Annotated in this window: 20 protein-coding genes; 5 read left to right on the top strand and 15 right to left on the bottom strand. The window is 59.3% G+C overall.

Features of this window, described 5'->3' with window-relative positions; all coding sequences use genetic code 11:
* Positions 1-32 precede the first annotated feature (32 nt).
* The 3 genes from ACQZ48_RS14380 (at position 33) to ACQZ48_RS14370 (ending at position 7003) form a co-directional block, all read left to right on the top strand.
* The gene (locus ACQZ48_RS14380) at positions 33-4193 is read left to right on the top strand and encodes a translocation/assembly module TamB domain-containing protein (protein ID WP_191217238.1); all 4161 of its coding nucleotides are present in this window, start codon (positions 33-35) and stop codon (positions 4191-4193) included.
* Positions 4194-4419: 226 nt separating this feature from the next.
* The gene (locus tag ACQZ48_RS14375; protein WP_003504949.1) at positions 4420-4896 is read left to right on the top strand and encodes a chemotaxis protein CheW; all 477 of its coding nucleotides are present in this window, start codon (positions 4420-4422) and stop codon (positions 4894-4896) included.
* A 331-nt stretch (positions 4897-5227) separates the two neighbouring features.
* Entirely contained in the window at positions 5228-7003 is a 1776-nt protein-coding gene (locus ACQZ48_RS14370) for a methyl-accepting chemotaxis protein (RefSeq protein ID WP_077985524.1), read from the top strand.
* 46 nt (positions 7004-7049) lie between these two features.
* Here ACQZ48_RS14370 and fdhD read toward each other — a convergent pair whose 3' ends face one another.
* The 8 genes from fdhD to ACQZ48_RS14330 all read right to left on the bottom strand — a co-directional run bounded on the left by fdhD (position 7050) and on the right by ACQZ48_RS14330 (position 16170).
* Entirely contained in the window at positions 7050-7856 is an 807-nt protein-coding gene (fdhD, locus tag ACQZ48_RS14365) for a formate dehydrogenase accessory sulfurtransferase FdhD (RefSeq protein WP_077985523.1), read from the bottom strand.
* Positions 7857-8201: 345 nt separating this feature from the next.
* On the bottom strand, positions 8202-8612 hold the full coding sequence (locus tag ACQZ48_RS14360; protein ID WP_003492358.1) for a F0F1 ATP synthase subunit epsilon: 411 nt from the start codon (positions 8610-8612) through the stop codon (positions 8202-8204).
* A gap of 129 nt (positions 8613-8741) precedes the next feature.
* Entirely contained in the window at positions 8742-10196 is a 1455-nt protein-coding gene (atpD, locus tag ACQZ48_RS14355; protein ID WP_063948353.1) for a F0F1 ATP synthase subunit beta, read from the bottom strand.
* A gap of 23 nt (positions 10197-10219) precedes the next feature.
* Positions 10220-11098 carry a F0F1 ATP synthase subunit gamma gene (locus tag ACQZ48_RS14350; protein WP_137412259.1) on the bottom strand — a complete coding sequence of 293 codons (879 nt, stop codon included), beginning with the start codon at positions 11096-11098 and terminating at the stop codon, positions 10220-10222.
* Between the two features lie 31 nt (positions 11099-11129).
* Positions 11130-12659 (bottom strand): F0F1 ATP synthase subunit alpha, encoded by a 1530-nt coding sequence (atpA, locus tag ACQZ48_RS14345; protein WP_077985521.1) that lies wholly within the window; start codon positions 12657-12659, stop codon positions 11130-11132.
* Entirely contained in the window at positions 12659-13225 is a 567-nt protein-coding gene (locus ACQZ48_RS14340; RefSeq protein WP_170985684.1) for a F0F1 ATP synthase subunit delta, read from the bottom strand. Before ACQZ48_RS14340 ends, atpA begins: the two co-directional genes overlap by 1 nt.
* A gap of 261 nt (positions 13226-13486) precedes the next feature.
* On the bottom strand, positions 13487-13873 hold the full coding sequence (locus ACQZ48_RS14335) for an AGROH133_08824 family phage infection protein (protein WP_191217237.1): 387 nt from the start codon (positions 13871-13873) through the stop codon (positions 13487-13489).
* Positions 13874-13953: 80 nt separating this feature from the next.
* Positions 13954-16170: a primosomal protein N' gene (locus ACQZ48_RS14330; protein WP_191217236.1), complete on the bottom strand. Its 2217-nt coding sequence runs from the start codon at positions 16168-16170 to the stop codon at positions 13954-13956.
* Between the two features lie 121 nt (positions 16171-16291).
* On the opposite strand from ACQZ48_RS14330, the gene ACQZ48_RS14325 reads away from it, so the two are divergent.
* Both ACQZ48_RS14325 and ACQZ48_RS14320 read left to right on the top strand, forming a co-directional pair.
* Complete coding sequence (locus ACQZ48_RS14325; RefSeq protein ID WP_142912980.1) at positions 16292-17239, top strand: tyrosine recombinase XerC; 948 nt, start codon at positions 16292-16294, stop codon at positions 17237-17239.
* An 80-nt stretch (positions 17240-17319) separates the two neighbouring features.
* Positions 17320-18417: a TraB/GumN family protein gene (locus ACQZ48_RS14320; RefSeq protein WP_191217235.1), complete on the top strand. Its 1098-nt coding sequence runs from the start codon at positions 17320-17322 to the stop codon at positions 18415-18417.
* Here ACQZ48_RS14320 and ACQZ48_RS14315 read toward each other — a convergent pair.
* The 7 genes from ACQZ48_RS14315 to ACQZ48_RS14285 all read right to left on the bottom strand — a co-directional run bounded on the left by ACQZ48_RS14315 (position 18401) and on the right by ACQZ48_RS14285 (position 26489).
* Positions 18401-18889 carry a DUF2867 domain-containing protein gene (locus ACQZ48_RS14315; protein ID WP_191217234.1) on the bottom strand — a complete coding sequence of 163 codons (489 nt, stop codon included), beginning with the start codon at positions 18887-18889 and terminating at the stop codon, positions 18401-18403. The genes ACQZ48_RS14320 and ACQZ48_RS14315 overlap by 17 nt on opposite strands.
* Positions 18890-18968: 79 nt before the next feature.
* On the bottom strand, positions 18969-19469 hold the full coding sequence (locus tag ACQZ48_RS14310; protein ID WP_191217233.1) for a cytochrome b/b6 domain-containing protein: 501 nt from the start codon (positions 19467-19469) through the stop codon (positions 18969-18971).
* A 129-nt stretch (positions 19470-19598) separates the two neighbouring features.
* Positions 19599-21005, bottom strand: coding sequence for a dihydrolipoyl dehydrogenase (gene lpdA, locus ACQZ48_RS14305; protein WP_191217232.1), 1407 nt, complete (start codon positions 21003-21005; stop codon positions 19599-19601).
* A 66-nt stretch (positions 21006-21071) separates the two neighbouring features.
* On the bottom strand, positions 21072-21716 hold the full coding sequence (locus tag ACQZ48_RS14300; RefSeq protein ID WP_142912978.1) for a LysE family translocator: 645 nt from the start codon (positions 21714-21716) through the stop codon (positions 21072-21074).
* A 12-nt stretch (positions 21717-21728) separates the two neighbouring features.
* On the bottom strand, positions 21729-22142 hold the full coding sequence (locus ACQZ48_RS14295) for an MAPEG family protein (RefSeq protein WP_077985513.1): 414 nt from the start codon (positions 22140-22142) through the stop codon (positions 21729-21731).
* 70 nt (positions 22143-22212) lie between these two features.
* The gene (gene odhB / locus ACQZ48_RS14290) at positions 22213-23439 is read right to left on the bottom strand and encodes a 2-oxoglutarate dehydrogenase complex dihydrolipoyllysine-residue succinyltransferase (protein WP_191217231.1); all 1227 of its coding nucleotides are present in this window, start codon (positions 23437-23439) and stop codon (positions 22213-22215) included.
* Positions 23440-23492: 53 nt separating this feature from the next.
* The gene (locus tag ACQZ48_RS14285; RefSeq protein ID WP_077985511.1) at positions 23493-26489 is read right to left on the bottom strand and encodes a 2-oxoglutarate dehydrogenase E1 component; all 2997 of its coding nucleotides are present in this window, start codon (positions 26487-26489) and stop codon (positions 23493-23495) included.
* Between the last annotated feature and the right edge of the window lie 97 nt (positions 26490-26586).

Raw genomic sequence — 26586 nt, 5'->3', positions numbered from 1 at the left:
ACACCCTTACAACAGAGTGTAGATTATCCTTTATGAAAACGTTGATTCGATTGCTGAAATGGCTGGGCTACGCTGCTTTATGCGGCGTGGTGCTGGTGTTGCTTGCGGTTCTGTTCGTCGGTTTCACGCCGATGGGCGCGAGAATTGCCGCAAAGCAGATTTCATCGCTCGTTTCCACACCCGATCAGGTAATCGATATTTCTCCCCCGAGCGGCCTTTTGACCGGCCGCCTGCGGCTCGACAATGTCACTCTTTCAGACCGGCAGGGACCCTATGCGCGCGTGAACCAGATCGCCGTCGACTGGTCGCCGCTTTCGCTGCTTGCCGGCACCTTCCATGCCGACCGCGTCTCGGCCGGATCGATCGATGTCGAGCGCAAACCGCTTGCGGCGGAGCAGACATCGACCAAAAGCTCCGGTAACTCCTCGTTGCCGATCGAAATCGCCGTAGACAATTTCAGTCTTCCCGATATCAGCCTTGGCACGCCGCTTCTCGGCCGTCCCTTCGACCTGAACGCGGAAGGCAGTTTGACGGCTGCGCAGGACGATATGCGGCTATCGCTCACCGCCCATCGGCTCAATGCGCCGGATGCGGAGGTGAATGCCGACATCGCCTTCCTTCCGAATGAAAACGTTCTGAAGCTGAAAGCGGAGATGAAGGAGCCCGAAGGCGGTCTTCTCGCCACGCTGCTTTCGCTTCCCGGAACACCTGCGGTGGCGATAGAGCTCAACGGCGAAGGCCCGCTTTCCAACTGGACAGGAACGCTGCGCGGCAATGTCGCCGGCAACCAAGTCGTCAACGTCACCGGCCGCCATCTTCTTGCTGATGATGGCACCCGCCGTATCGGAATTGCAGGCGGTGGTCAGCCCGATCTGCTTCTGCCTCCGGCCTTCCGACAGCTTTTTGCCGGCGAGACAAAGCTCGACGCAAACGCCGCGCTTTCCCCGCAGGGCCGCATCGAAATCGGCAGCAGCACGCTGGAGACCGGCACCCTGCTGTTGACGGCGTCAGGCACGGTCGATCCGAACGGTCAGAACGATCTCGCCGCCAATCTCATCGGCACCGCCGGCCCCGTGGATTTTCGCTGGCCGCTGGAGAATGGCGAGGTTCAGGCCCTCATCAACGGCCTCGATCTTTCCCTCAAAGGTGGCGCAGACGCCGCGCATCTCAACACGACGGTATCGTTGCGCAGCCTTTCCCTGCCGCAAGGCAGGCTCGATGACGTCAAGCTGACGGCCGAGAGCGCCGATCTCAACATCGCCAACCGCAGCGGCACGATCGCGACGGTCCTGTCCGTGGCGCAATCCTCCTTCGTCAGCCCCGATATCGACCGGCTGGTGCGGGCGCCCCTCACCGTCAAGGCGCCGCTCAGCCTCACCTCTTCCGCCATAGGCTTTGATGGCGCGACGCTGGAAAGCGCCAGTGTCGGCGGAACGCTGAGCGGCAGTTTCGATCTCGCCGGCAATCGCCTGACCTCCAGTGTGCAGCTCTTCGCGCTGCCCGCCACCCTTCCACCGGTTCTCGCGGAAAAGTTCGACACCACCATCGCCCTCCAGGGCGATGTCGACGTGACCATCGGCGGACGCACCAGCCTTGAAAACCTCGTCGTCAAGTCGGGAACGATCGAAGCAACCGGCAATGTCGGCCTCGAAAACGATACATTGAGCGCCAGCCTGACGGGTAAATTTCCCGCTCTTGAAAAACTAACGCCACAGGCGAAGGGCGTCGCCGATTTTGCAATCGAGGCCAGCGGCGCGCTGGCAGCACCGGATTTCAACGTCACTCTGAGTTCCGAAAGCGCAATTCTTGCCGGACGAACACTCGAATCGCTGAAGGTCAATGCAACGGGCAAGGCCGATCCCGCCGCGCCTCAGGCAAAGCTCACCGCCAGCGGCAGTCTCGACCGACAGAAGATCGACGCCAATGCCGATGTGGTGCAGACCGAAAACGGCACGGCTATCCCCGAGCTGCACGTGGCAGTGGGACGGAATATCTTGAACGGACAGCTGCAATTCTCGCAGCAATTCCTGCCATCGGGCAATCTCTCCTTCAATTTCCCCGACCTTGCCCTTCTCGCCGCCCTCGCCGCGCAGCAGGCGGACGGCGATATTGCTGGCGATATCGCCCTGAGCAACGCCAATGGCCGGATTGCCGCAACGATCAAGGCCAATGGCGGCAGCATCCGTCAGGGCACAACAACGATCTCCAAGCTCGCCGCCGATATTTCCATCGATGACCTTCAGGCTCTCGCCATCAATGGCAAGGTCAGCGCCGATAGCGTCAATGCCGGCGCCGCCGCTATATCAGGCCTGAATGCCACCATCGGCCATTCCGGCACCACGACGCAGTTCGACGTCAACGGCCGTTACGACAACGCGCCACTGGTGGTGAAGGGCAGCGCCGAGACCGGCGGATCGCCGATGACGGTGCGCGTCGACGCCTTTTCGGCCGCCCCCAAGGGCATTGCGGTTCGCCTTGAAAAACCGAGCACCATCGCCATCCAGAACGGCACGGCCCGCATCTCCGATCTGACCGTCATCACGGGTGAAGGACGCGTCGAGGTCAACGGCACCGCCGGGTCGACGCTCGACATCAATGCCGATATCCGTTCGCTGCCCGCCAGTCTCGCAAATGCCTTCGCCGCCGGGCTGGATGCGGCAGGCAGCATCTCCGGCACGGTGACGGCCAAGGGAGAAGCATCGAACCCCGCGGTCGAATACAATCTGAACTGGACCAATGCCGAGGTCGCGCAGACACGCGCAGCAGGGCTCGCTGCGCTCGGCATCAAGGCGAACGGTCGTTTCGCCCGCGGCACCTTGCAGATCGACACCAATGTATCCGGCCAGGGCGGCATGTCGCTTTCCGGCGGCGGCTCGCTCGGCATCGCCGGCAATCGTCCGCTTTCCATGGCGTTTTCCGGCAGGCTGCCCTTCTCCGCCGTCGCAGCACAGACGGCAGCGCAGGGTCTTGACGTCAACGGCACGGCCGCCATCGACGTGAAGATCTCCGGTAGCGCTTCCGCACCCGTCGTTACCGGCAGCATTACCACCGATGGCACGCGCCTGACAGACGTGCGGCGGAACCTGACCATCAACGATCTGGGCGCCACCATCACCTTCGACCGCGACCGCGCCGTTATTTCGCGACTAACGGGCAAGCTGGCGGGCGGCGGCACGATCTCGGGAACCGGCAGCGTCGGCATAGCCGGTGGCTCAGGTTTCCCCGGCGATATATCGATTACTCTTAATCGTGCCGGTTATAATGACGGCACGCTGGTGACAACGGTGGTAAGCGGCACGCTGACGTTGAAAGGCCCGCTGCTGAATTCCCCCGTACTGGGCGGCAACCTGACACTGGACAGAAGCGCCATCACCATTCCGGAAAAACTTCCGGCCTCGCTGACGGAAATCGATGTCAAGCACAAGAACGCCCCCCCGAAGGTACGCGCTCAGGCCAAGGCGCTCGGAGCCGATCAGGGCGGCAGCGGCAGTTCGTCCACCATCAATCTCGATTTGCAGGTGAACGCACCGAGCGGTATCTTCGTGCGCGGACGCGGTATTGATGCGGAACTGACCGGCAGTCTGACCATCCGTGGTACGGCAGCCGTTCCTGTCATCTCGGGCGGCTTTGAAATGCGTCGCGGCCGGTTGGAAATCCTCACCCGCCGCCTCGATTTCACGACCGGCAATATCACCTTCGGCGGGGGCCTCGTTCCGGTTCTCGATATGAAGGCAGACTCGACGGTGGGGTCGACCACGGTCACTGTGTCGGTGTCCGGCAACGCCAATGATCCGGCCTTTGCTTTCTCCTCCGCGCCCGCCCTGCCGCAGGATGAAGTTATGGCGCAACTGATTTTCGGCCAGTCCATGTCGAAACTCTCGGCTTTGCAGATCGCAAGGCTGGCCGATGCAGCCGCACAGTTGGCCGGCGGACGTTCCACTTCGCTGTTTGACAAGCTCAGAAGCAATCTCGGTGTCGACGACCTCGATATTTCGACCGATTCCGAAGGGCAGGCCCGCGTTTCCGCCGGTAAATATCTCAACGAAAGAACGTATCTCGAGCTGCAGCAAAGCGGCGAATCCGGCGCAAAAGCCATCATCAACCTCGATGTCGGGCGGGGCGTGAAGCTGCGCGGAGAAGCGGGCGGCAATGGCGAAGGCGCAGCCGGCATATTTTACGAGAAGGAGTATTAGCATTTCCACTAAGAGGGCGTAACGATTTGACGCCCGGACAATGCGCAAAATATTCTAGGGTCGCTTCGCATTTAGGTTTGCGAAACCATCTCATGCTACGAATCATCCATTGAAGACGGAAATATTGTTTCCGGCTGTTCAGGCACCAGGCAGAACGCCGAATCCGCATATGCAAGTGTCGGTGCACTTGCGCCGGCCTCCACAGCGAGCATTGGGAAGAATTCTGATGGCAATGATTAACTCTACCAATTTTGGCGGTGAGACGCTCGAGATCATCGCATTCCGCCTGCATGATCAGGAATTCTGCGTGAAGACGACGACCATACGCGAAATTCGCGGCTGGGCTCCTTCCACGCCCATTCCCCATGCGCCGAAAGACGTCATCGGCGTCATGAACCTGCGCGGGTCTGTCATTCCGATCATCGATCTGGCTCACAAGCTCGGTATGAAAAGCACCGTCGCCAATGAAAGAAGCGCGATTGTGGTGGCGGAAGTGCACAACATGGTCATCGGCATGCTCGTCGACCGCGTTTCCGACATTTTGACGATCCCGGCAAATCAGGTTCAGCCGGTTCCGGAGATCTCGGCCTCTTTCGACAAGTCCTATTCGGAAGGCATCATCGCCAACGAACACGGCATGATCTGCTTCCTCAATCTTGCGAAAATGTTCAAGGGAACAGAAGCGGAAGATCTCGCGGCCTAATAAGGCTTTTTCGTCTGGCCTCGCCGCACGAAGACTATCTATAAATCCAGGCCGCCGGAGCACCCGCCCGGCGGTTTTGTTTTTCTTCTTTACCTCGTTTCATCAAATAAGAACATTTTAATATTATGGATGTCTAATATTACGGACCCTAGATCAGTGTCGCGCCATTACGCATATAAGGCGAACCCGATACCTGACCGAGGCGGAAAGACGGAAGTGCCTGCCTTGCTGCCTTCGGCGGCAAAACCTGTTCATTGTTCAACATGATTCGATGTGGACCGCATGTCCTGTGCGCCACGCCGCGTTGTGGACCGATTTTGGGGGACGTATAATGCTGGGGTTAGGGAAAAGCGCAGATAACAGAAATATGCTCGACGCGATATCCAGATCGCAGGCGGTCATAGAATTTGATCTCAAGGGTAACATCCTCACCGCGAATAAAAACTTCTGCGCGGCGCTGGGTTATGATCTCACCGAGATCGTCGGCAAGCATCATCGCATCTTCTGCGACAGCGAGCTTGCCGGGTCGCGGGCTTATCAGGAATTCTGGGACTCTCTCGCCCGTGGCGAGTTCCAGGCAAAGGAATATCGCCGTGTCCGCAAGGACGGATCGGTTATCTGGATCGAGGCGTCTTACAACCCGGTTTTCCGTTCGGGCAAACCCTATAAGGTCGTGAAGATCGCCACCGACATCACCGCCAAGAAGATCAGGGCCGTGGACGACGCGGGCAAACTGGAGGCGCTCTCCCGTTCGCAGGCTACAATCGAGTTTTTTCCGGATGGCACCATCATCACCGCAAACCCGAATTTCTGCGCAACGGTGAATTACGACCTCAAGGAAATCGAGGGCAGGCACCACCGCATGTTCTGCGATCCGGACTATGCCGCCTCACCCGCCTACGGTAATTTCTGGCAGCGGCTGGCAGCAGGGGAGTTCATCTCGGATGAATTTGTCCGCTATGGAAAGAACGGCAAGGAAATATGGATACAGGCTGCCTATAATCCGGTGATGGACGAAGCCGGTAAGGTGGTGAAAGTGGTGAAATTCGCCACCGATGTCACGCCCCGCATGAGCGCCATTAGTGTGCTTGCAGATGCTCTGCGGGCGCTGGCCGAAGGCGATCTTGTGCAACGCCTCGACAGCAGCTTCGTACCCAGCATGGAAAAGCTGCGCGCGGATTTCAACGAAGTTGTCGCCAAGCTGCAGGCCACCATGCAGACCATCGCCCATAATGCTTCGACAATCGCCTCAGGCTCCGGGGAAATCCGCATCGCCGCCGATCAGCTTTCGCAGCGCACGGAACAGCAGGCCGCTTCACTCGAAGAGACAGCGGCCGCGCTGGAAGAAATCACCACCACCGTTACCGATGCCAGCCAGCGCGCCGGCGAGGCCGGAAAGCTGGTGTTGCGGACGAGAGAACATGCCGAACATTCCGGAGAAATCGTCCAGCAGGCAATTTCTGCCATGGACGCGATTTCGCGTTCCTCGGGCGAAATCACCAACATCATCGGCGTCATCGACGACATCGCTTTCCAGACCAATCTTCTGGCTCTGAATGCAGGCGTTGAAGCCGCCCGGGCGGGCGAAGCGGGCAAAGGCTTCGCCGTCGTGGCGCAGGAGGTCCGCGAACTCGCGCAGCGATCCGCCGTTGCGGCCAAGGAAATCAAGTCTCTTATCAACACGTCACGCGAACAGGTCGCCAATGGCGTTGATCTGGTGGGCAGAACCGGCGGCGCGCTCAGGGATATCCAGTCCCAAATGAGCGAGATCGACACCAATGTCTCGGCCATCGTTGAAGCTTCCCGCGAACAGTCAAGCGGTCTCAGGGAAATCAATCAGGCCGTCAACATCATGGATCAGGCTACCCAGAAGAACGCCGCCATGGTGGAGGAAACCACTGCCGCCAGCCATGGACTCGCAAATGAGGCGGAAATCCTGCACGAACTGCTGCGGCAGTTCAGAATATCGCATGAGGCATCGGCACTAACCGCCCGCCCGGCCGACAAAAAGCCCGCCCCTGTCACCCGGCTCCCGACACCGCAGCCGCGATACGCCGCCGCGCCAAGGTCTCACGGAAACGCAGCCGCTGAATGGGCGGAATTCTAGGCCCGCTCTGAAGCCAAGGGTCGCCGGGAAACGGCGGCCTCAATCTTTATAGAATGATACGATCCGCCCGGGTGAAGATTTCAAAATCTTCACCCCGCACCAGCGCCACAAGTGTGATACCCGAACTCTGCGCCGTTTCAATGGCAAGCGCAGTGGGCGCGGAGATCGCCGCGAGAATCGGGCTGCCAAGGATAGCTGTCTTCTGGACCATTTCCACCGACAGTCGGCTGGTGACCACCACAATACCCCTATCGGGCGATTGGTCCGCATTAACGACCGCACCTGCGAGCTTGTCGAGCGCATTGTGGCGGCCGACATCTTCGCGGACAGCAAGCAGCCCTTTTTTAGGATTGTAGAAACCCGCGCCGTGAACTGCTCTCGTTTCGCGATTGAGGTTTTGCGCTTCATTCAGCGCTTTCACCGCGGCGACGATGTCATCACCGTCAACGGAGACGTCCACGTCGCTCAATTCCGGTACCACACGAACCGCTTGCTCTATGGATTCGATACCACAAAGACCGCAGCCGACAGGGCCTGCCATATGCCGCCTTCTTGCCCTCAACGCATCCGCATTGGCATCCTGCAAATCCACCTGAACATCGAAGCCCTGCCCCGCCTCGATCACCTCGATGGAACGGATTTCCGCCCTTGTGGATATGATGCCTTCCGTAAGACTGAAACCGACCGCGAAATCGACAAGGTCGGCCGGGCTGGCCATCATCACGGCATGCGTGCTGCCGCCATAGGAAAAGGCAACCGGCACCTCCTCAGGCACCGCCCTTTCGCCCTCCACTATGGCACCTTCGCGCAAAGCGGTTCTTGCAACCCTTCGGTAACTTGCCTTTGCCGACACGCGATCACTCCTCCATGACGAAAATCCGCCTCGTCTCGCTCAAGATACCAAAGCAGCATTTCTTCCCGGTATCACATCTAACCGAAAGCCCGGAAAATCGGAATCGATTTCCCGGATGCACCCGTTGAAGGCGCTACCCTGCCTTATCCATTTTCGGCACTGATGCGATCCCGCCAAGGCCATGCCGAAGCTATGACCAGGCCAACTGACGTTTTCTATGCGAGGCCAGCCATGCTTTGCCTGATATGGTGAGGAAACAGGCCAAAACAAAAAAGCGACCGAAACGGCCGCTTTCTGCTTTAGGTTTTTTGTGGGCAGTCATTCTTTCGAACCCGCCCGGTGCTTTCAAGCAGCGACGAGAACCTCATGCAGGTTCGTCAGTTCGTAAAGATGCTTTTCAAGCTTGGTCAAATGCTCGTGGTGATGATTACCCTCTTCGATTTCGGCCTTGGCCGCATCGATACGCTTCTGCAGCGTGTCGGGAGACATATCATCGGCCGAGACGGCCGATTCGGCGAGAAGCGTGCAGCCGGTCGGCAGAATATCGGCAAAACCACCGAAGACGACGTATTTGTGCGTTTCGCCAGAGGCAAACTTCACAGTCACCAGACCCGGCTTGATCGTGGTCATTGTCGGCGCATGATTGGCCAGAACCGTCATTTCACCCAGCGTAGCCGGAATGACGACTTCCGTAACCGTTTCGGAAACGAGCAGACGCTCCGGGGAAACGAGATCGAATTTGAAACTGTCAGCCATGGCTATTCACTTCTTTTCAATTACGCGGGCGTCGCAGACTTGTCTGTTACAACAAAGGCAAAGCCGTTCCGGTTTCGCCGTCATTGGCTGGAAGGCGCGCGGTTAAACCACGCGCCCGCCAATTCATTATTATGCAGCTTCGCCAGCCAGCTTCTTTGCCTTTTCGATGGCTTCTTCCATCGAACCGACCATGTAGAAGGCAGCTTCCGGCAGATTGTCGTATTCGCCGTTGACGAGGCCCTTGAAGCCCTTGATCGTGTCTTCGAGAGCAACCAGCTTGCCCGGAGAACCGGTGAAGACTTCAGCAACGAAGAACGGCTGCGACAGGAAGCGCTCGATCTTGCGGGCGCGGGCAACCGTCAGCTTGTCTTCTTCCGACAGTTCATCCATGCCGAGGATGGCGATGATGTCCTGAAGAGACTTGTAGCGCTGCAGGGTCGACTGAACCTTACGGGCCACTTCATAGTGCTCTTCGCCGACGATCATTGGGTCCAGCATGCGCGAGGTGGAGTCGAGCGGGTCAACGGCCGGGTAGATGCCCTTTTCAGCGATCGAACGAGACAGAACCGTCGTTGCGTCCAGGTGGGCGAACGAGGTGGCCGGAGCCGGGTCGGTCAAGTCGTCGGCGGGGACGTAAATAGCCTGAACCGAGGTGATCGAACCCTTGGTCGTGGTGGTGATGCGTTCCTGCATCTGACCCATGTCGGTTGCGAGCGTCGGCTGATAACCAACGGCCGAAGGAATACGACCGAGAAGAGCCGACACTTCCGAACCAGCCTGCGTGAAGCGGAAGATGTTGTCCACGAAGAACAGAACGTCCTGACCTTCATCACGGAAGTTCTCAGCGATCGTCAGACCGGTCAGAGCGACGCGAGCGCGGGCGCCCGGCGGTTCGTTCATCTGGCCGTAAACGAGAGCTGCCTTGGAACCTTCGCCGCCGCCAAGCTTGTTGACGTTGGACTCAATCATTTCGTGGTAGAGGTCGTTACCTTCACGGGTACGCTCACCAACGCCGGCGAATACGGAATAACCGCCGTGTGCCTTAGCAACGTTGTTGATAAGTTCCATGATGAGAACGGTCTTGCCAACGCCGGCGCCGCCGAACAGGCCGATCTTACCGCCCTTGGCGTAAGGAGCCAGAAGGTCGACCACCTTGATGCCGGTGACGAGGATCTGTGCTTCGGTCGACTGCTCGACGTAAGCAGGGGCGTCCTGGTGGATAGCGCGCTTGGAAGCGGTCACGATCGGACCAGCTTCGTCAACCGGCTCACCGATAACGTTCATGATGCGGCCGAGTGTTTCCGGACCAACCGGAACCGAGATCGGAGCGCCTGTGTTCGAAACGCTCTGGCCGCGAACAAGACCTTCGGTCGAGTCCATGGCGATCGTGCGAACGACGTTTTCACCGAGGTGCTGCGCGACTTCAAGAACCAGGCGGTTGCCGTTGTTCTCGGTTTCGAGCGCGTTCAGGATCGGAGGCAGTTCGCCTTCGAACGCCACGTCGACAACAGCGCCGATAACCTGGGTAACCTTGCCCGCGCCGTTCACCGCTGCGGTTTTCTTGGGGGTAGCTGCCTTAGCCATTATCCTTACCCTCTTTCCTTACCTCAGAGCGCTTCCGCGCCCGAAATGATTTCAATGAGTTCCTTGGTGATCTGAGCCTGACGCTGACGGTTGTAGGACAGCGTCAGCTTGTTGATCATCTCACCGGCATTGCGCGTTGCGTTATCCATCGCGCTCATCTTGGCGCCCATTTCACCGGCAACGTTTTCGAGCAGAGCCCGGAAAACCTGAACCGAAATGTTGCGCGGAATAAGGTCTTCCAGAATAGAAGCCGCATCCGGCTCATATTCATAGACGGCGCTCTGCGTCGCGGCATCCTCTTCCACAACAGGCGTTGCGGCGGGAATGAGCTGCAGGCCGGTCGGGATCTGGCTGATGACGGACTTGAATTCCGAATAGATCAGCGTGCAGACGTCGAACTCACCGGCGTTGAAGAGCGAGATCACCTTCTTGGCGATCTGGTCGGCATTTTCAAAACCGACCTTCTTCACGTCGCGCAGTTCGATGCGCTCGATGATGTTGGCTGCAAATTCGCGACGCAGGGCGTCGTACCCCTTTTTGCCAACCGTGATGATCTTGACCGTCTTGCCTTCCGAAATCAGCTTGCGGGCATGATCGCGGGCAAAACGGGCGATTTGCGAGTTGAAACCGCCGCAAAGACCACGCTCAGCCGTGCAGACGACGAGCAAATGCACATCGTCCTTGCCGGTGCCGGTCATCAGCGCCGGAGCAACGTCCGCCTCGACCGCATTCGCGATGTTGGCAAGAACGGCGCTCATGCGCTGAGAATAAGGCCGGGCGGCCTCCGCAGCTTCCTGGGCGCGCCGAAGCTTCGCCGCGGCGACCATTTTCATCGCCTTGGTAATCTTCTGCGTCGCCTTTACGGAGGCAATGCGGTTTTTCAGATCCTTTAGTGAAGGCATCCGTTATCCGTCCGAGTAAAAGAGCCCTGATTTAAGAGAAAGACTTGGCGAAGTTATCAAGAGCGCCCTTGAGCTTGCCCTTGGTATCGTCGCTGATAGCCTTTTCCGTGCGGATGGTGTCGAGGATCGCCTTGCCTTCCGACCGGAGGTAGGAGAGCAGACCCTGCTCGAACTTGCCGACCTGCGCGACTGCAACCTTGTCAAGGTAACCGTTGACGCCGGCAAAGATCACCGCAACCTGTTCTTCCGTCTTGAGCGGCGAGAACTGCGGCTGCTTCAGAAGTTCGGTCAGGCGTGCACCGCGGTTCAGCAGGCGCTGCGTCGAAGCATCGAGGTCCGAACCGAACTGGGCGAAGGCTGCCATTTCGCGATACTGGGCGAGTTCACCCTTGATCGAACCGGCAACCTGCTTCATCGCCTTGATCTGGGCGGCAGAGCCAACGCGCGAAACCGACAGACCGACGTTAACGGCCGGGCGGATACCCTGATAGAACAGGTCGGTTTCAAGGAAGATCTGGCCGTCGGTGATCGAGATCACGTTGGTCGGAATGAACGCCGAAACGTCGTTACCCTGGGTTTCGATGACCGGCAGAGCCGTCAGCGAGCCAGCGCCCATTTCGTCGGAGAGCTTCGCAGCGCGCTCGAGAAGACGGGAGTGGAGGTAGAAAACGTCGCCCGGATAAGCTTCGCGGCCCGGAGGACGGCGCAGCAGCAGCGACATCTGACGGTAAGCAACAGCCTGCTTGGAAAGGTCGTCGTAACCGATGAGAGCATGCTTGCCGTTGTCACGGAAGTACTCGCCCATGGCGCAACCGGCAAACGGTGCCAGATACTGCATCGGAGCCGGATCGGAAGCGGTGGCGGCGACGATGATCGAGTACTGCAGCGCGCCGCGCTCTTCCAGAACCTTGACGAACTGGGCAACGGTCGAACGCTTCTGACCGATAGCGACGTAGACGCAATAAAGCTTGTCGCCGTCAGGACCATTGTCGTGAATGGCCTTCTGGTTCAGGATCGTGTCGAGAATGATGGCGGTCTTGCCGGTCTGGCGGTCGCCGATGACGAGCTCGCGCTGGCCGCGACCAACCGGGATGAGCGCGTCGATGGCCTTGAGGCCGGTCGACATCGGCTCATGAACCGACTTGCGCGGAATGATGCCGGGAGCCTTGACGTCAACGCGCGAACGCTTGGCGGCATTGATCGGGCCCTTACCGTCGATCGGATTGCCGAGCGCGTCAACGACGCGGCCGAGCAGTTCCGGACCAACGGGAACATCAACGATAGCGCCAGTCCGCTTTACGGTGTCGCCTTCCTTGATGTCACGGTCGGAACCGAAGATAACCACGCCGACATTGTCGGCTTCGAGGTTGAGCGCCATGCCGCGGATGCCGCCCGGAAACTCAACCATTTCGCCGGCCTGAACATTGTCGAGACCGTAAACGCGAGCAATACCGTCACCGACGGAAAGCACCTGGCCGACTTCCGAGACTTCCGCCTCATTGCCGAAATTTTTGATTTGATCTTTCAGAATTGCGGAAATTTCCGCGGCGCGGATATCCATCAGCCAACCTCTTTCAGTGCAAGCTTAAGGGTGGAAAGTTTGGTGCGAAGAGACGTATCGATCTGGCGGGAGCCGACCTTGACGATCAGACCACCGAGGATCGACGGGTCGACGGTAACGGAAATCGTCACATCCTTGCCGGTAACGCTCTTCAGCGCCGCTTTCAGTTCAGTTTCCTGCGCCTCGTCGAGCGCATGTGCCGAGGTGACCTCGGCGGTGATTTCGCCGCGATGGGCGGCAGCGATGGTGCGGTAGGCGCGGATCATGCCGGGAACAGCGAAGAGACGGCGATTATTCGCAACAACCTTGAGGAAATTCAGAGCGAGACCGGAGATACCGGCCTTTTCGCAGATAGCGGCGATTGCCTTGAACTGATCCTCGGCGGAGAACACCGGGCTCGCAACCAGACGCTTCAAATCGTCGCTTTCGTCGAGAAGTGCGCCAAACTTGTCCAGCTCGGCCTGAACCGCTTCGACCGCACCCGCTTCCAAAGCAAGCTCGAAAAGCGACGACGCATACCTTTCCGCTACACCGGATGTTCCATGGGAGGTGTCTGCCACGGGCACTTTTTCCCTGCTAATCGTCCAAGACCATCAGCGATGGGGCTCCACCGCATCAAATTCTTGAAATCGTTTCAATTTCCCCGAAAAAGACCGGAATTCCCCCCTGCCTTTTCCCAATTTCGCGGTCCGTCTAGCATAGGACGCCGGGACTCGCAACACGCGTAATAGCGGAAAGCGCCGTTTGGGCAAGGGGGAATGCGTTTAAATTTTCCGATTTCGCTCAGGATGCGGCGCATCTGCGGCACAAAAGCCAAAAAGCCCGCCTCAGACCAGCCCGAAGACGTAGCTCAACGACAGCGCAGCGAGCAGAAAGTGCACAACCAGAAGTATGAAATTCCGCATGGTTGCGCCGCCATCGGAGAGTATGGAGAGAATGCCGCCAAAGACACTGAGGCCGAAAGCCGCACCAAAGGCGAGATAGACCATGGGCTGCGCGAGAAGCAGGGCGGCGGCGCCGAGACCGAGATAGAACCCGGCAAGCGACGAGCGCGCGAGCGTATAACCATCGTGGCGCTCACCCGCTGGCTGCAGCCCGAAGGCACGCAGCGTAATACCCGGTGCAAACATAAAAAAAAGGCCCATCATGGCCGAAACTACTGCCGCTCCGAAGGCCAGCTGCTCGCCGAACTCGGCGGGAAAATAAAACTCCATCTCGTTCCCCAAATCATCTTTGATTGCCTGCTGTGTTATGACACGGTCATGACAACGGAAAAACGCCCCGTCGGCGAGTTTCAAAGGAAACTTTGCGGGTCGATATCGAGCTGCACATGCACGCTGCCGCGCTCTTTCGGGCCATTGGTCAGAAGCGTTCGCAGAAAAGACTGCATGTCGGAATTGCGACGCCCGTGCACGAGGAGGCGGAAACGGTGGCGTCCGCGGATGAGAGCCAGCGGCGCTTCCGCCGGGCCGAGCAGCATGATGCCCGTAACTTGCGGCGCGGCCGCCCTTAAACCCCGTGCATGGGTTTCGGCCTCTGCACGCGTATCGGCGGAAACGATGATTGAGGCAAGGCGTCCGAAGGGGGGCAGAACAGCCTTTTCCCGCTCCACGATCTCTCTTTCATAGAAAGCCGAAGCATCACCCGAAACGATGGCCTGCATGACCGGATGCTGCGGCTGATAGGTTTGCAGCAAGCCATGGCTCTTCAAACCGGTTCGCCCGGCGCGTCCCGTCACCTGTGAAAGCAGCTGGAAGGTTCGCTCCGCCGCGCGCGGATCGCCATTGGCAAGGCCGAGATCGGCATCGACGATGCCGACAAGCGTCATCAGCGGGAAGTTATGACCCTTGGCGACCAGCTGCGTGCCGATGACGATATCCGCCTCACCTTTAACAATCGCCTCCAGCTCCAGCCGCAACCGCTTGACGCCCATGAGATCGGAGGAGAGCACGATGGTGCGGGCCTCAGGGAAATGTTTCTCCACCTCCTCGGCAATGCGCTCCACGCCGGGGCCGCAGGCCACCAGATGATCGAAGGTGCCGCATTCCGGGCAATGATCGGGCGTCGGCTCATTATGGCCGCACTGATGGCACTGCAATTGATTGCGAAACCGGTGCTCCACCAGCCAGCTGGAACATTGCGGGCACTGGAAACGGTGACCGCAGACGCGGCAGAGCGTGAGCGGCGCATAACCGCGGCGATTGAGGAAGAGCAGCGCCTGCTCGCCCTTTTCGATGGTCTTGCCGATCCCGCGCAGCAGGACGGGTGAGAGAAACCCTCCCCGCTCGGGCGGGTGGCGGCGCATATCGACAAGATGCAGGTCCGGCATCGCTGCATCGCCGAAACGTGTATGCAGGTGAATGGTGTTGTAACGCCCGGAACTACCATTAACCTGGCTTTCGACCGACGGTGTGGCAGACACCAATACCACCGGGAATTCCGCGATCCGCGCCCTTACCACCGCCATGTCGCGGGCATTATAAAAGACACGATCTTCCTGCTTGTAAGCCGGGTCGTGCTCTTCATCGACAATGATGAGACCGAGATTGTCGAACGGCAGGAAAAGCGCCGAACGTGCCCCAGCCACCACCTTCACCTCACCCGTCACCGCCTGCCGCCAGACCTTTTCGCGCATCCGCGGCGACAGATCAGAATGCCATTCCGCCGGTTTCGCGCCGAAACGATCCTGAAAACGCTCCAAAAACGCCGCCGTCAACGCGATTTCGGGCAGCAGGATGAGAACCTGCCTGCCCTGACGGAGCGTCTCGGCCACCGCCTCGAAATAAACCTCGGTTTTGCCTGACCCCGTCACACCGTCGATCAGCGAGACATGAAAACCGCCCTTGCGCACATCTTCCAGTATCTCCGAGGCGGCTTGTTTCTGTGGGCCTTCCAGACGCGGCTCGACATAGTCTGGATCGGGTTCAGCCACCACAGGCGGTGCCGGCAGAAACACCGTCTCGAACACGCCCTGCTTGACGAGACCGTCGATGACGCTTGTCGAAACGCCGGCGGCATGGGCAAGCCCGCTCTTCGTCCAGCCATGCCCTTCCGCCGCCAGTTCCATCACCCGCTCACGGGCGGGGGTGAGGCGCTCCGGCCGACCCTCCGTCAGCCGCAGCCCCTCGATCATCGGTTCGGGATCGAAGGCGGCAGGGGCGCGCAGCGCCATGCGCGCCACGAGGCCGGGCGGAGACAGCGTATAGGCGGCAACCCAGTCCACGAAGCGGCGCATTTCCGCCTTCAGCGGCGGGCACTCGAAACTCTTGGTGATGGGCCGCAGCTTCTTCGGATCGACGCCCTTCTCGCCGGCATCGTCCCACACCACGCCGAAGACCTGCCGGGGACCGAGCGGCACCTGCACGACGGAACCGGTCTCCACCACCATATCCTCAGGCACCGAATAGCTGTAAGGCCCGGGCGCCGGCATGGGCACGAGAACGGGCACCGTGCGCGTGGGCGACGGCGGGTCGAACAGAGCCCCAAACAGATCGGACGAATCTTTTGCCATGATGTGGCGACAATGCCCCGACGACAGGAAAAAGGAAACCGCCCGGATGTAGTGGGCGCGCCCGGCAAAGTCCACCTCTTAACCAAATGCTGACCATAAGCGTATAGCATAGAGCCATGGAATGGAGCGCCGCGTGACCGAAATCCTGACATTTGCCCAACCCGATCTCCTCGCCGAGCGCGAGGCCTGGCTGACGGCACTTGCCGGTGAACGCCGCCTTTCCGACAATACCGTCGAGGCCTATGAGCGCGATACCCGTCAGTTCCTGACCTTCCTGACCGGGTATATCGGCAAACCAGCCTCCGTAACCGATATAGCGGATTTGCGCCCGGTCGATCTTCGCGCCTTTCTGGCCAACCGGCGCAAGGAAGGCGCCGGCGCACGTTCGCTCGGACGGCATCTGGCAGGCCTGCGCTCCCTGCTTCAGTACCTGCAGAAAAAAGGCCTGGTGAATGCCGCCGGTGCCACTGCCATGCGCGCGCCAAAACAGCCGAAATCGCTACCGAAACCGCTGACCGACCGGCAGGCGCTGAAAATCACCACGAGTGAAGCGCAACTGAACGACGAACCATGGATCGCCGCCCGCAACGCAGCGGTCCTTTCACTGCTTTATGGCTGCGGTCTGCGCATTTCCGAGGCGCTTGGTCTTACCCCGGCCGATTTCCCGTCCGGCGCCCGCAGCCTGCGCATTACCGGCAAAGGCAACAAGACGCGGATTGTGCCCCTGCTGGCAGTGGTGACGGAAGCAGTCGATACCTACAGGAAGCTTTGCCCCTATGCCCTCTCGTCGGATGAACCCCTCTTCCTCGGCGCGCGCGGCGGCAAGCTGCAACCCGCCATCATCCAGCGGGAAATGCAGAAGCTGCGGGGTGCTTTCGGCCTGCCGGAAAACGCCACACCGCATGCGCTACGCCACTCCTTCGCCACGCACCTTCTCGCCGGCGGCGGCGACCTTCGCACCATTCAGGAACTGCTGGGCCATGCGAGCCTGTCCACCACACAAGTCTATACCGGCGTCGACACCGCGAGGCTGCTGGAAATCTACGACAACGCCCATCCGCGCGCATGAAGCACGAAATGGTTAACCATAACCATTAACCAGACATCCAAGCCGCCGTTCTATAAGCGAACGACAACCGGATTGAACCGATGAATAGCCTGATAAAACCGCAAAACTTCACCGCCACCCTGATGGGTAAGACCGGCGACACCCTGCTCTGGCTGCTGGCCGCCCTGCACGTCACCGCCGTCGCCATCCTGCTCATGACCCTGCTGTCGCTCAGTGAAGCGGAAGCCGCGCAGCAGCAGATCGCCTGCACCGGCAGCGACATTCTCGTGGAAATGCGCAAGACTGATCCACAAGCCTTCGCAAAGATCGAACAGGAAGCGACAGCTATCCCGAACGGCAAGGGCAATTTCTGGCGCATCGAAAAGGCCGGAACGCCCACATCCTATCTTCTCGGCACCATGCATGTCACCGATCCGCGTGTTCTGGAAATGCCAACCGCTGCCAGCCCGGCCTTCGAAAAAGCCGCGACTGTCATCGTGGAATCGGACGAAATCGTCGATGACAAGAAGGTCGCCGCCTCGCTGCTGAGCAAGCCTGAACTCACCATGTTTCTGGATGGCAAATCGATCACCGATATCCTCTCACCGGAAAATGTCACGCGTCTGGAAAAGGGCCTCAAGGAACGCGGCATTCCGTTGAACGCCGTTTCACGCATGAAGCCGTGGATGCTTTCGAGCTTCGTCGCCCTTCCCGCCTGTGAATTCGCCCGTAAGGCCACTGGCCTTTCCTTTCTCGACAAGAAGCTGGCGGAAGATGCGATTGCGGACGGAAAACGGCTCGTCGGGCTCGAGACCATGGTGGAGCAGTTGACGGCCATGTCCGAGCTGCCGATGGAGTTTCATCTTCAGGCGCTGATCGAAACGCTCGAACTGGGCGATCGGATGGATGACATCATGACAACCATGACCGATCTATACGTCGCCGGCGATATCGGCATGACCATGCCCATGCTGAAAAGCCTGGACCCCAAAAAGGCAGCGGCCGAAAGCGAACAGGGCTACGCCGCCTTCGAACAGCGCATCATCACCGACCGCAACCATGTCATGGCGGAGCGGGCCACACCAGAACTTGCCAGGGGCAATGTTTTCATGGCCGTTGGCGCACTGCATCTGCCGGGCGAGGAAGGTCTTGTCGAATTGCTGCGCGCGGAAGGCTTCACCCTCACGCGGGTCGATTGACCGGCTCATTCCCGATGCTGACGGGCCGGACATTGGCGCAGAACGGCCGCATCGTCGCCGGCACGATGCGGCGGTGAAACGGTCCCACGACAAGAAGATAAAGCCGCCCGAACAGGTTCTTGCGCCTGACGATGGTGGTGACACTCACCAGCTGGCGGTTTTCCTTCTCTTCGAGATCGACGACGATCCGGAAATCCAGATGGCGGTCGTCGAAGCCGAGCACAGTCCGCTGTGGCGTGGATGACAGGACGGGAAAACCGCCTGCCGATGTGCCAGCCGCAATTTCTACCATTCTCAATCCGAAAAGCGCTACCACGCGGTTTCGAAGCACCATTAGGCTGCGGATCCACGGCGGAGGACGATCGAGAAGCAGTCTGCTCACATCGAGCGACGTTATGCCCGTCCTCATCATCTCGCCCTGAAAGCGATCACACCAATCGGCGCCCGGCAATATGTCTTCGCTGTTTCGCATCTCTGTCCCCCAGCCGCCCGTCGCGGCAAGGGCCACTATCGTCTTTTTCCGGCGAACCGAAAACGTGACAAACCGCCGCTCAACCGTGTGTCATGCGCTTGAGAATATTGGTACGCCAGTAGAGCTGGTGAACCAGAACGGCGGCGACATGGCCGGCAATCAGCACCCACATCACAGCCTTGGAGGGACCGGAATGCAACTCTCCTGCCGTTGCGATACCGAAGTAATAAGCAGCGATGCCGGAAAGCGGCAGAATGAAGAACAGGACATAGAAGGTGAAATGAGCCACCTTGGCGGCAATCTGCGACACACGCGGTTCTTCAGCCGGATGCGGCGGCACGCCTTGGAAAAAGCGAAGACAGAGACGCAGAACCGCAAGCAACAGAATGGCAAAGCCGACATAGGCATGAATATTGGCCGAAGAAATCTGATCCGGTGTCAACGTCTCACCCCGCCGCATCAGCCGGTAGGCGTGCTCCATGCCATCGGGAAACAACAGGTTGAAGAAGATTAGAAGCGCCATCGACCAATGAATGATACGCTGCGGCATAGTGAAGGAAACTTGACTGAGAAACGCCATTTTATTGCCTTTTATCAAAAGGTTAGACAGGCTGCGGCGCGCAGTATGGAAAACCCCGGCCTGCATGGCAAGCCGGGGTTTGGCAGATGACTGGAATTTAATGATGGAGCAACGGGCTCCAAAAACCGATCACATGTGGATCGGCTTGAAGAAGGTCGCCAGCGCCGCTTCCTTCACGGCTTCCGACATGGTCGGATGCGCATGGCAGGTGCGGCCAAGATCTTCCGAAGAACCGCCGAATTCCATCAGCACGGTGATTTCGTGGATCATCTCACCAGCGCCGAAACCAACGATATGGCCGCCGAGAACCCGGTCGGTTTCCTTGTCGGCAAGGATTTTCACGAAGCCATCCGTCACCTGCATGGCGCGGGCGCGGCCATTGGCGGTGAAGGGGAACTTGCCAACCTTGTAGGCGACGCCAGCGGCCTTCAGTTCTTCTTCGGTCTTGCCGACGGAAGCGACTTCCGGCTGCGTATAGACCACGGCCGGAATGACGTCATAATTCACATGGCCGTGCTGGCCGGCGAGAATTTCCGCAAGAGCAACGCCCTCATCTTCCGCCTTGTGTGCCAGCATCGGGCCTTTCACCACGTCACCGATTGCATAGATGCCATCGACATTGGTCTTGAAGTGGCCGTCGATTTCGACACGACCGCGACTGTCCAGCACGACGCCGGCTTCCGCGAGGCCGAGACCTTCGGTATAGGGCTTGCGGCCGGTGGAAATCAGGACGACATCAGCTTCCAGCGTTTCAGCAGCGCCGCCCTTGACCGGCTCGAATACGACCTTGGCACCGGCAGAGGTCTTTTCAACGGCCGTCACCTTGGCACCGAGCTTGAAATCGAGACCCTGTTTGGCGAGCAGACGCTGAGCCTGCTTGGAGACTTCGCTGTCCATGCCGCCGAGAATGGTGTCGAGATATTCAACGACAGTGACCTTCGCGCCAAGACGCGACCAGACCGAACCAAGCTCGAGGCCGATGACACCACCGCCCACAACGATGAGCTTTTCCGGAACCTTGGAAAGAGCAATAGCGCCGGTGGAAGACAGGATGACGCTTTCATCGATATCGACCTGAACGCCCGGAATGCCGGCAACGTCGGAACCGGTGGCGATGACGATGTTCTTGGCTTCGATTTCCTGTGTCTCGCCCTTGTCATTGGTGACGGCGACCTTACCGGCGGAAACAACCTTGCCCGTGCCCTGGAAGGCATCGATCTTGTTCTTCTTGAACAGGAAGGACACGCCGTCGACATTGGCCTTCACCACGCCGTCCTTGTGGCCCATCATCTTTTCAAGGTTCAGCTTCGGCGCGGCAACTTCGATACCGAGCGTATCGACACCATGGGCGACATGCGCGAAGGTTTCGGACGCGTGCAGCAACGCCTTGGAGGGGATGCAGCCGACATTGAGGCAGGTGCCGCCATAGGTCGCGCGCTTTTCGATCACTGCGACCTTAAGACCAAGCTGTGCCGCCTTGACCGCGCAAACATAACCGCCGGGACCCGTACCGATTACAACTACATCATATGCCATGTTCTGGTTCCTGCTTTATTGGGACAAGATATCGGATCATTGCCCAGCTTCCATTTGACCTGAAACTCAGGCCGCTTTTTCCGTTGCGAGTTTTATACCAAGAGCGATGAAGACAACACCGCTGGTGCGGTCGATCCATTGGCTGGCGCGCTGAAACGCGGCGCGCATGCGCGGCGTTGTCATGAACAGGCTGACGCCGACGAACCACAGGATAAGGCAGCTCGCCATGACGAGCCCGTATCCGAATTTGATGGTAACCGGCGTATGCGCATGAACCACCGTCGAAAAGATCGACAGGAAGAAAAACACCGGCTTTGGGTTGAGTGCGTTTGCGGCAAAACCAAGTGTGAAGGCCTTCAGCCCGGTCTGCATGCTTTTTGCTCGAACGCCGCCCTCGCCTTCAGCGGTCGGCAATTCTGTCTTGCCGGCGCGCAGCGCCTTGATGCCGATATAGATCAGATAGGCGACGCCCAGCCATTTGACGATGTTGAAGAGATAGATCGACTGGGAAATGATGAGACCAAGTCCGAGGATCGTATAGGTGACGTGGAACATCAAGGATGTGCCGACGCCGAAGCTGGTGATAATGGCCTGTTTGCGCCCATGCACCATAGCCTGACGCATGACCATCGCCAGATCGGCGCCCGGCGATACGATTGCGAAAGCGAAGATCGCCATCAGGGATGCAAGTTCGACAATATATTGATGCATCACGAGCCGCCTTCAAAACATCAGCACGATAAACATGAGCGCCAGACCAAGCATTGAGCCCAGCCAGACGAACGAGCGGATATAAGGAACGCCCGTAAGATAAAGCGGGATATAGACAACACGGCAGATCAGCCAGAGCCAGGCACCAATAAGCGCTAGGCCGGATGGGTCACCCGCCATGATAACGCCGAAAGCCAGTGCCAGAAAAGCCGGATAGGTCTCCCGGAAATTGGCAGATGCGCGCGAAGCGCGACCGGAGAGCTTACCCTGTGGCTTCTGCTCACCGTCTCTCGGACCGGCATTCCATTCACGCCCCAATTCTCTGGTCGCCGTCATCCCCTGCAACAGGACATGCACGACGAGAAGAAGAACGCTTAGACCGATAAGCGGTAAAAAAGGCGAAGCGGCAAGAAATGTCGGCTGCACGTCTGCTCTCCCGGGTGGTCTTTCAGCGGGGTTTCACTTGAAGCCCCGCTGAAACGAAAAGCAAGAGCGATCAGAGATCGAGAACCAGACGTTCCGGATCTTCGAGGCTTTCCTTGACGCGAACGAGGAAGGTCACGGCTTCCTTGCCGTCAACGATACGGTGATCGTAGGAGAGCGCGAGATACATCATCGGACGGATGACAACCTGACCGCCGATGGCGACCGGACGCTCCTGGATCTTGTGCATGCCGAGGATGCCCGACTGCGGTGCATTGAGGATCGGCGAAGACATCAGCGAACCGTAGACACCGCCATTGGTGATGGTGAAGGTGCCGCCCTGCATGTCGGCCATGCCGAGCGAACCGTCGCGCGCTGCCTTGGCGAGGCGACCGAGTTCCTTTTCAACGCCGGCGATGGAGAGCTGGTCGGCATCGCGGATAACCGGAACGACAAGACCCTTATCGGTGCCGACAGCCATGCCGACGTGACAATAGTTCTTGTAGATGATGTCCGTACCGTCGATTTCAGCGTTGACGGCGGGCAGTTCCTTCAGCGCGTGGGTCACGGCCTTGGTGAAGAAGCCCATGAAGCCGAGCTTAACGCCATGCTTCTTCTCGAACACGTCCTTGTAACGGTTGCGCAGGTCCATGACGGCGCTCATGTCCACCTCGTTATAGGTGGTCAGCATGGCGGCGGTGTTCTGCGCATCCTTGAGACGCTTGGCGATCGTCTGACGCAGGCGGGTCATCTTCACGCGCTCTTCGCGAACCTGATCCTGCTCGGCAGAAACCGGACGGGGAGCAGCAGCAACCGGAGCCGGAGCGGCGGCAGGTGCGGAAACGCCCTTGGCGACGGCGGCGAGAACGTCACCCTTCAGAACCTGGCCGCGCTTGCCGGAACCATCGACCTGATCGGCAGACAGGTTGTTTTCAGCCAGCAGCTTGCCAGCGGCAGGTGCCGGCGGCATAGCGCTGGCGGCAGAAGCAGCGGGAGCCGGAGCAGCGGCGGCGGCAGGCTTTGCCGGTTCGGCAGCCGGTGCCGAGGTTGCAGCGCCGGCAGCACCTTCGGCGATCTGGCCGAGAAGCGCGTCGAGACCGACGGTCTCGCCGTTCTGCGCAACGATTTCGGTCAGCACGCCGGAGGCGGGTGCCGGAACTTCAACGGTAACCTTGTCGGTTTCCAGTTCTACGAGCGGTTCGTCGGCCTTGACGGTGTCGCCGACCTTCTTGAACCAGGTGCCGACGGTCGCTTCGCTGACGGATTCGCCGAGGGTTGGTACGCGGATTTCAGTGGCCATGATCTAGTTCCGTTATTCGGGTGTCTTTTTTGCGGGGCGATGCGGGAGAGTTCTCACTCTCCCAGCGCGTCTTCCAGGAACGCAGCAAGCTGCGCCAGATGCTTGGACATCAGGCCGGTCGCCGGAGAGGCGGCAGCCGGACGGCCCGTGTAACGGACCTTCTGGTATTTGGCGTCGATATGCGCCAGGACCCATTCCAGGTAAGGATCGATGAACGACCACGCACCCATGTTCTTCGGCTCTTCCTGGCACCAGACCATCTCCGCATTGCGGAAGCGCGACAGCTCGTTGATGAGCGCCTTGGCCGGGAACGGATAGAGCTGCTCGACACGCAGCAGGTAGATATCGTCGATACCGCGCTTTTCACGCTCCTCGAGCAGATCGTAATAAACCTTGCCCGTGCACATGACGACGCGGCGGATCTTCGAATCCTTCTGCAGCTTGATCGGACCGTCCTTGATGACTTCCGCATCGTCCCACAGGAGACGGTGGAAGGAGGACTCGCCTGCAAGCTCGGCCAGCGAAGAGGTGGCGCGCTTGTGACGCAGCAGCGACTTCGGCGTCATCAGGATCAGCGGCTTGCGGAAGTCGCGCTTCACCTGGCGGCGCAGGATGTGGAAGTAGTTGGCCGGCGTCGTGCAGTTGGCAACCTGCATGTTGTCTTCGGCGCACATCTGCAGCCAACGCTCCAGACGGGCGGACGAGTGTTCCGGACCCTGACCTTCGTAGCCATGCGGCAGAAGGCAGACGAGACCGGACATGCGCAGCCACTTGCGTTCACCCGAAGAGATGAACTGGTCGAACACCACCTGCGCGCCGTTGGCGAAGTCACCGAACTGGGCTTCCCAAAGGGTCAGCGCGTTCGGACGGGCCAGCGAGTAGCCGTATTCGAAACCGAGAACGGCTTCTTCCGAAAGCATCGAGTTGATGACTTCGTAACGGGCCTGCGTCGGCGAAAGGTTGGCGAGCGGAATATAACGCTCTTCGGTCTCCTGATCGTAGAGGACCGAGTGACGCTGCGAGAAGGTGCCGCGTTCGCAATCCTGACCGGAAAGACGAATCTTGTGGCCGTCGGCAACGAGCGAACCGAACGCAAGCGCTTCCGCCATTGCCCAGTCGATGCCTTCGCCCGTCTCGACCATCTGCGAGCGGTTTTCCATAAAGCGCTGGATCGTGCGATGGGCGCTGAAGCCTTCCGGAATGGTCGACAGCTTCTTGCCGATTTCCTTGAGCTGCTTCATCGGTACGCCGGTCTTGCCGCGACGCTGCTCATCGGCATTGTCGGCAGCGCGCAGGCCGGACCACTGGCCATCCAGCCAGTCGGCCTTGTTCGGCTTGTAGGACTGGCCTGCCTCGAACTCCTGCTCGAGATGAGCACGCCAGTCGGCCTTCATCTTCTCGAATTCACCTTCGCTGATCAGGCCTTCCGCAATCAGCCGGTCGGCATAAATGCGCGCGACCGTCTTGTGACCACGGATAACCTTGTACATCTTCGGCTGCGTGAACGCCGGCTCATCGCCTTCGTTATGGCCGAAGCGACGGTAACAGAACATGTCGATGACGACAGGCTTATGGAACTTCATGCGGTATTCGGTCGCGACTTTGGCCGCATAGGTAACCGCTTCCGGATCGTCACCGTTGACGTGGAAGATCGGCGCTTCGATCATCTTGGCGACGTCGGACGGATAGGGCGACGAACGGGAGAAGGCCGGGTTCGTCGTAAAGCCGATCTGGTTGTTGATGATGAAGTGCATGGTGCCGGCAACGCGGTGACCGCGCAGACCGGAAAGGCCGAGAATTTCGGCAACCACGCCCTGACCCGCGAAAGCGGCATCGCCATGCAGCAGGAGCGGCAGCACCTTGGCGCGTTCAGACAGCGGAATGATGTCGCCGTCCCACACCTTGGCCAGCTGGTCCTGCTTGGCGCGGGCCTTGCCCATGACAACGGGGTTGACGATCTCAAGGTGCGACGGGTTGGCCGTCAGCGACAGGTGAACCTTGTTGCCATCGAATTCGCGGTCGGAGGAGGCGCCGAGGTGGTACTTCACGTCACCCGAACCTTCGACATCGTCAGGCTTGAACGAACCGCCCTTGAACTCGTGGAACACGGCGCGATGCGGCTTGCCCATAACGTTGGTCAGAACGTTCAGGCGACCGCGGTGGGCCATGCCGAGAACGACTTCTTCGAGACCTTCCTGGCCGCCGCGCTTGATGATCTGCTCCAGCGCCGGGATCAGCGATTCACCGCCATCGAGGCCGAAACGCTTGGTGCCCTTGAAACGCACGTCGAGGAACTGCTCGTAGCCTTCGGCTTCGACCAGCTTCGACAGAATGGCCTTCTTGCCTTCGGCCGTGAAGGCAACGCCCTTGTCCGGACCTTCAATACGCTCCTGAATCCAGCCTTTTTCTTCCGGGCTGGACATGTGCATGAATTCGACGCCGATGGTGGAGCAGTAGGTGCGCTCCAGAATATCGATCATCTCGCGCACGGTCGCATATTCGAGGCCGAGCACGTTATCGATGAAAATCTTGCGGTCGTAGTCGCTTTCCTCGAAGCCGTAGGACTTCGGCGAAAGCTCGTTGTAATCCTCGACGGCAACGGCAATACCGAGCGGGTCGAGCTTGGCATGCAGGTGGCCGCGCATGCGGTAAGCGCGGATCATCATGATGGCGCGAACGCTGTCACGGGTCGCCTGCAGCACTTCGGCTTCGCTGACCGGCTTGCCGGTGTCGGCGCTCTTGGCCTCAGCTTTCGCCTGTACCTTCTTTTCGATGGCCTTTTCGACCGTGGCCCAGTTGCCGTCGAGTGCGGAGACCAGTTCGCCATTTGCCGGGATCGGCCAGTTGGCACGCTTCCAGGAGGCGCCCTTGGCCGCCTTCTTCACGTCTTCCGGATTATCGGACAACGCCTTGAAGAAGCTCTGCCACTCCGGCGACACGGAAGAGGGGTCCTCTTCGTACCGGGCATAGAGCTGCTCGATATAGGCTGCATTCGCGCCGTCCAGAAACGACGTGATCTGAAACTGCTCGTTCGCTTCTTGCCTTGCCATTGTGTTCTTGCGGACTTATCCGTCCGCCTCCTCGATGCCGTTAGGGCCGTTCAACCGGCCTGCCGCTTTGATTATTGCTGTCTGCCGCCGGGGCGGT

The sequence above is a fragment of the Agrobacterium sp. 22-209-1 genome (assembly GCF_053522485.1).
Note: the sequence above shows the minus strand (reverse complement) of the source record. Positions and strands in the feature narration are given on the sequence as shown.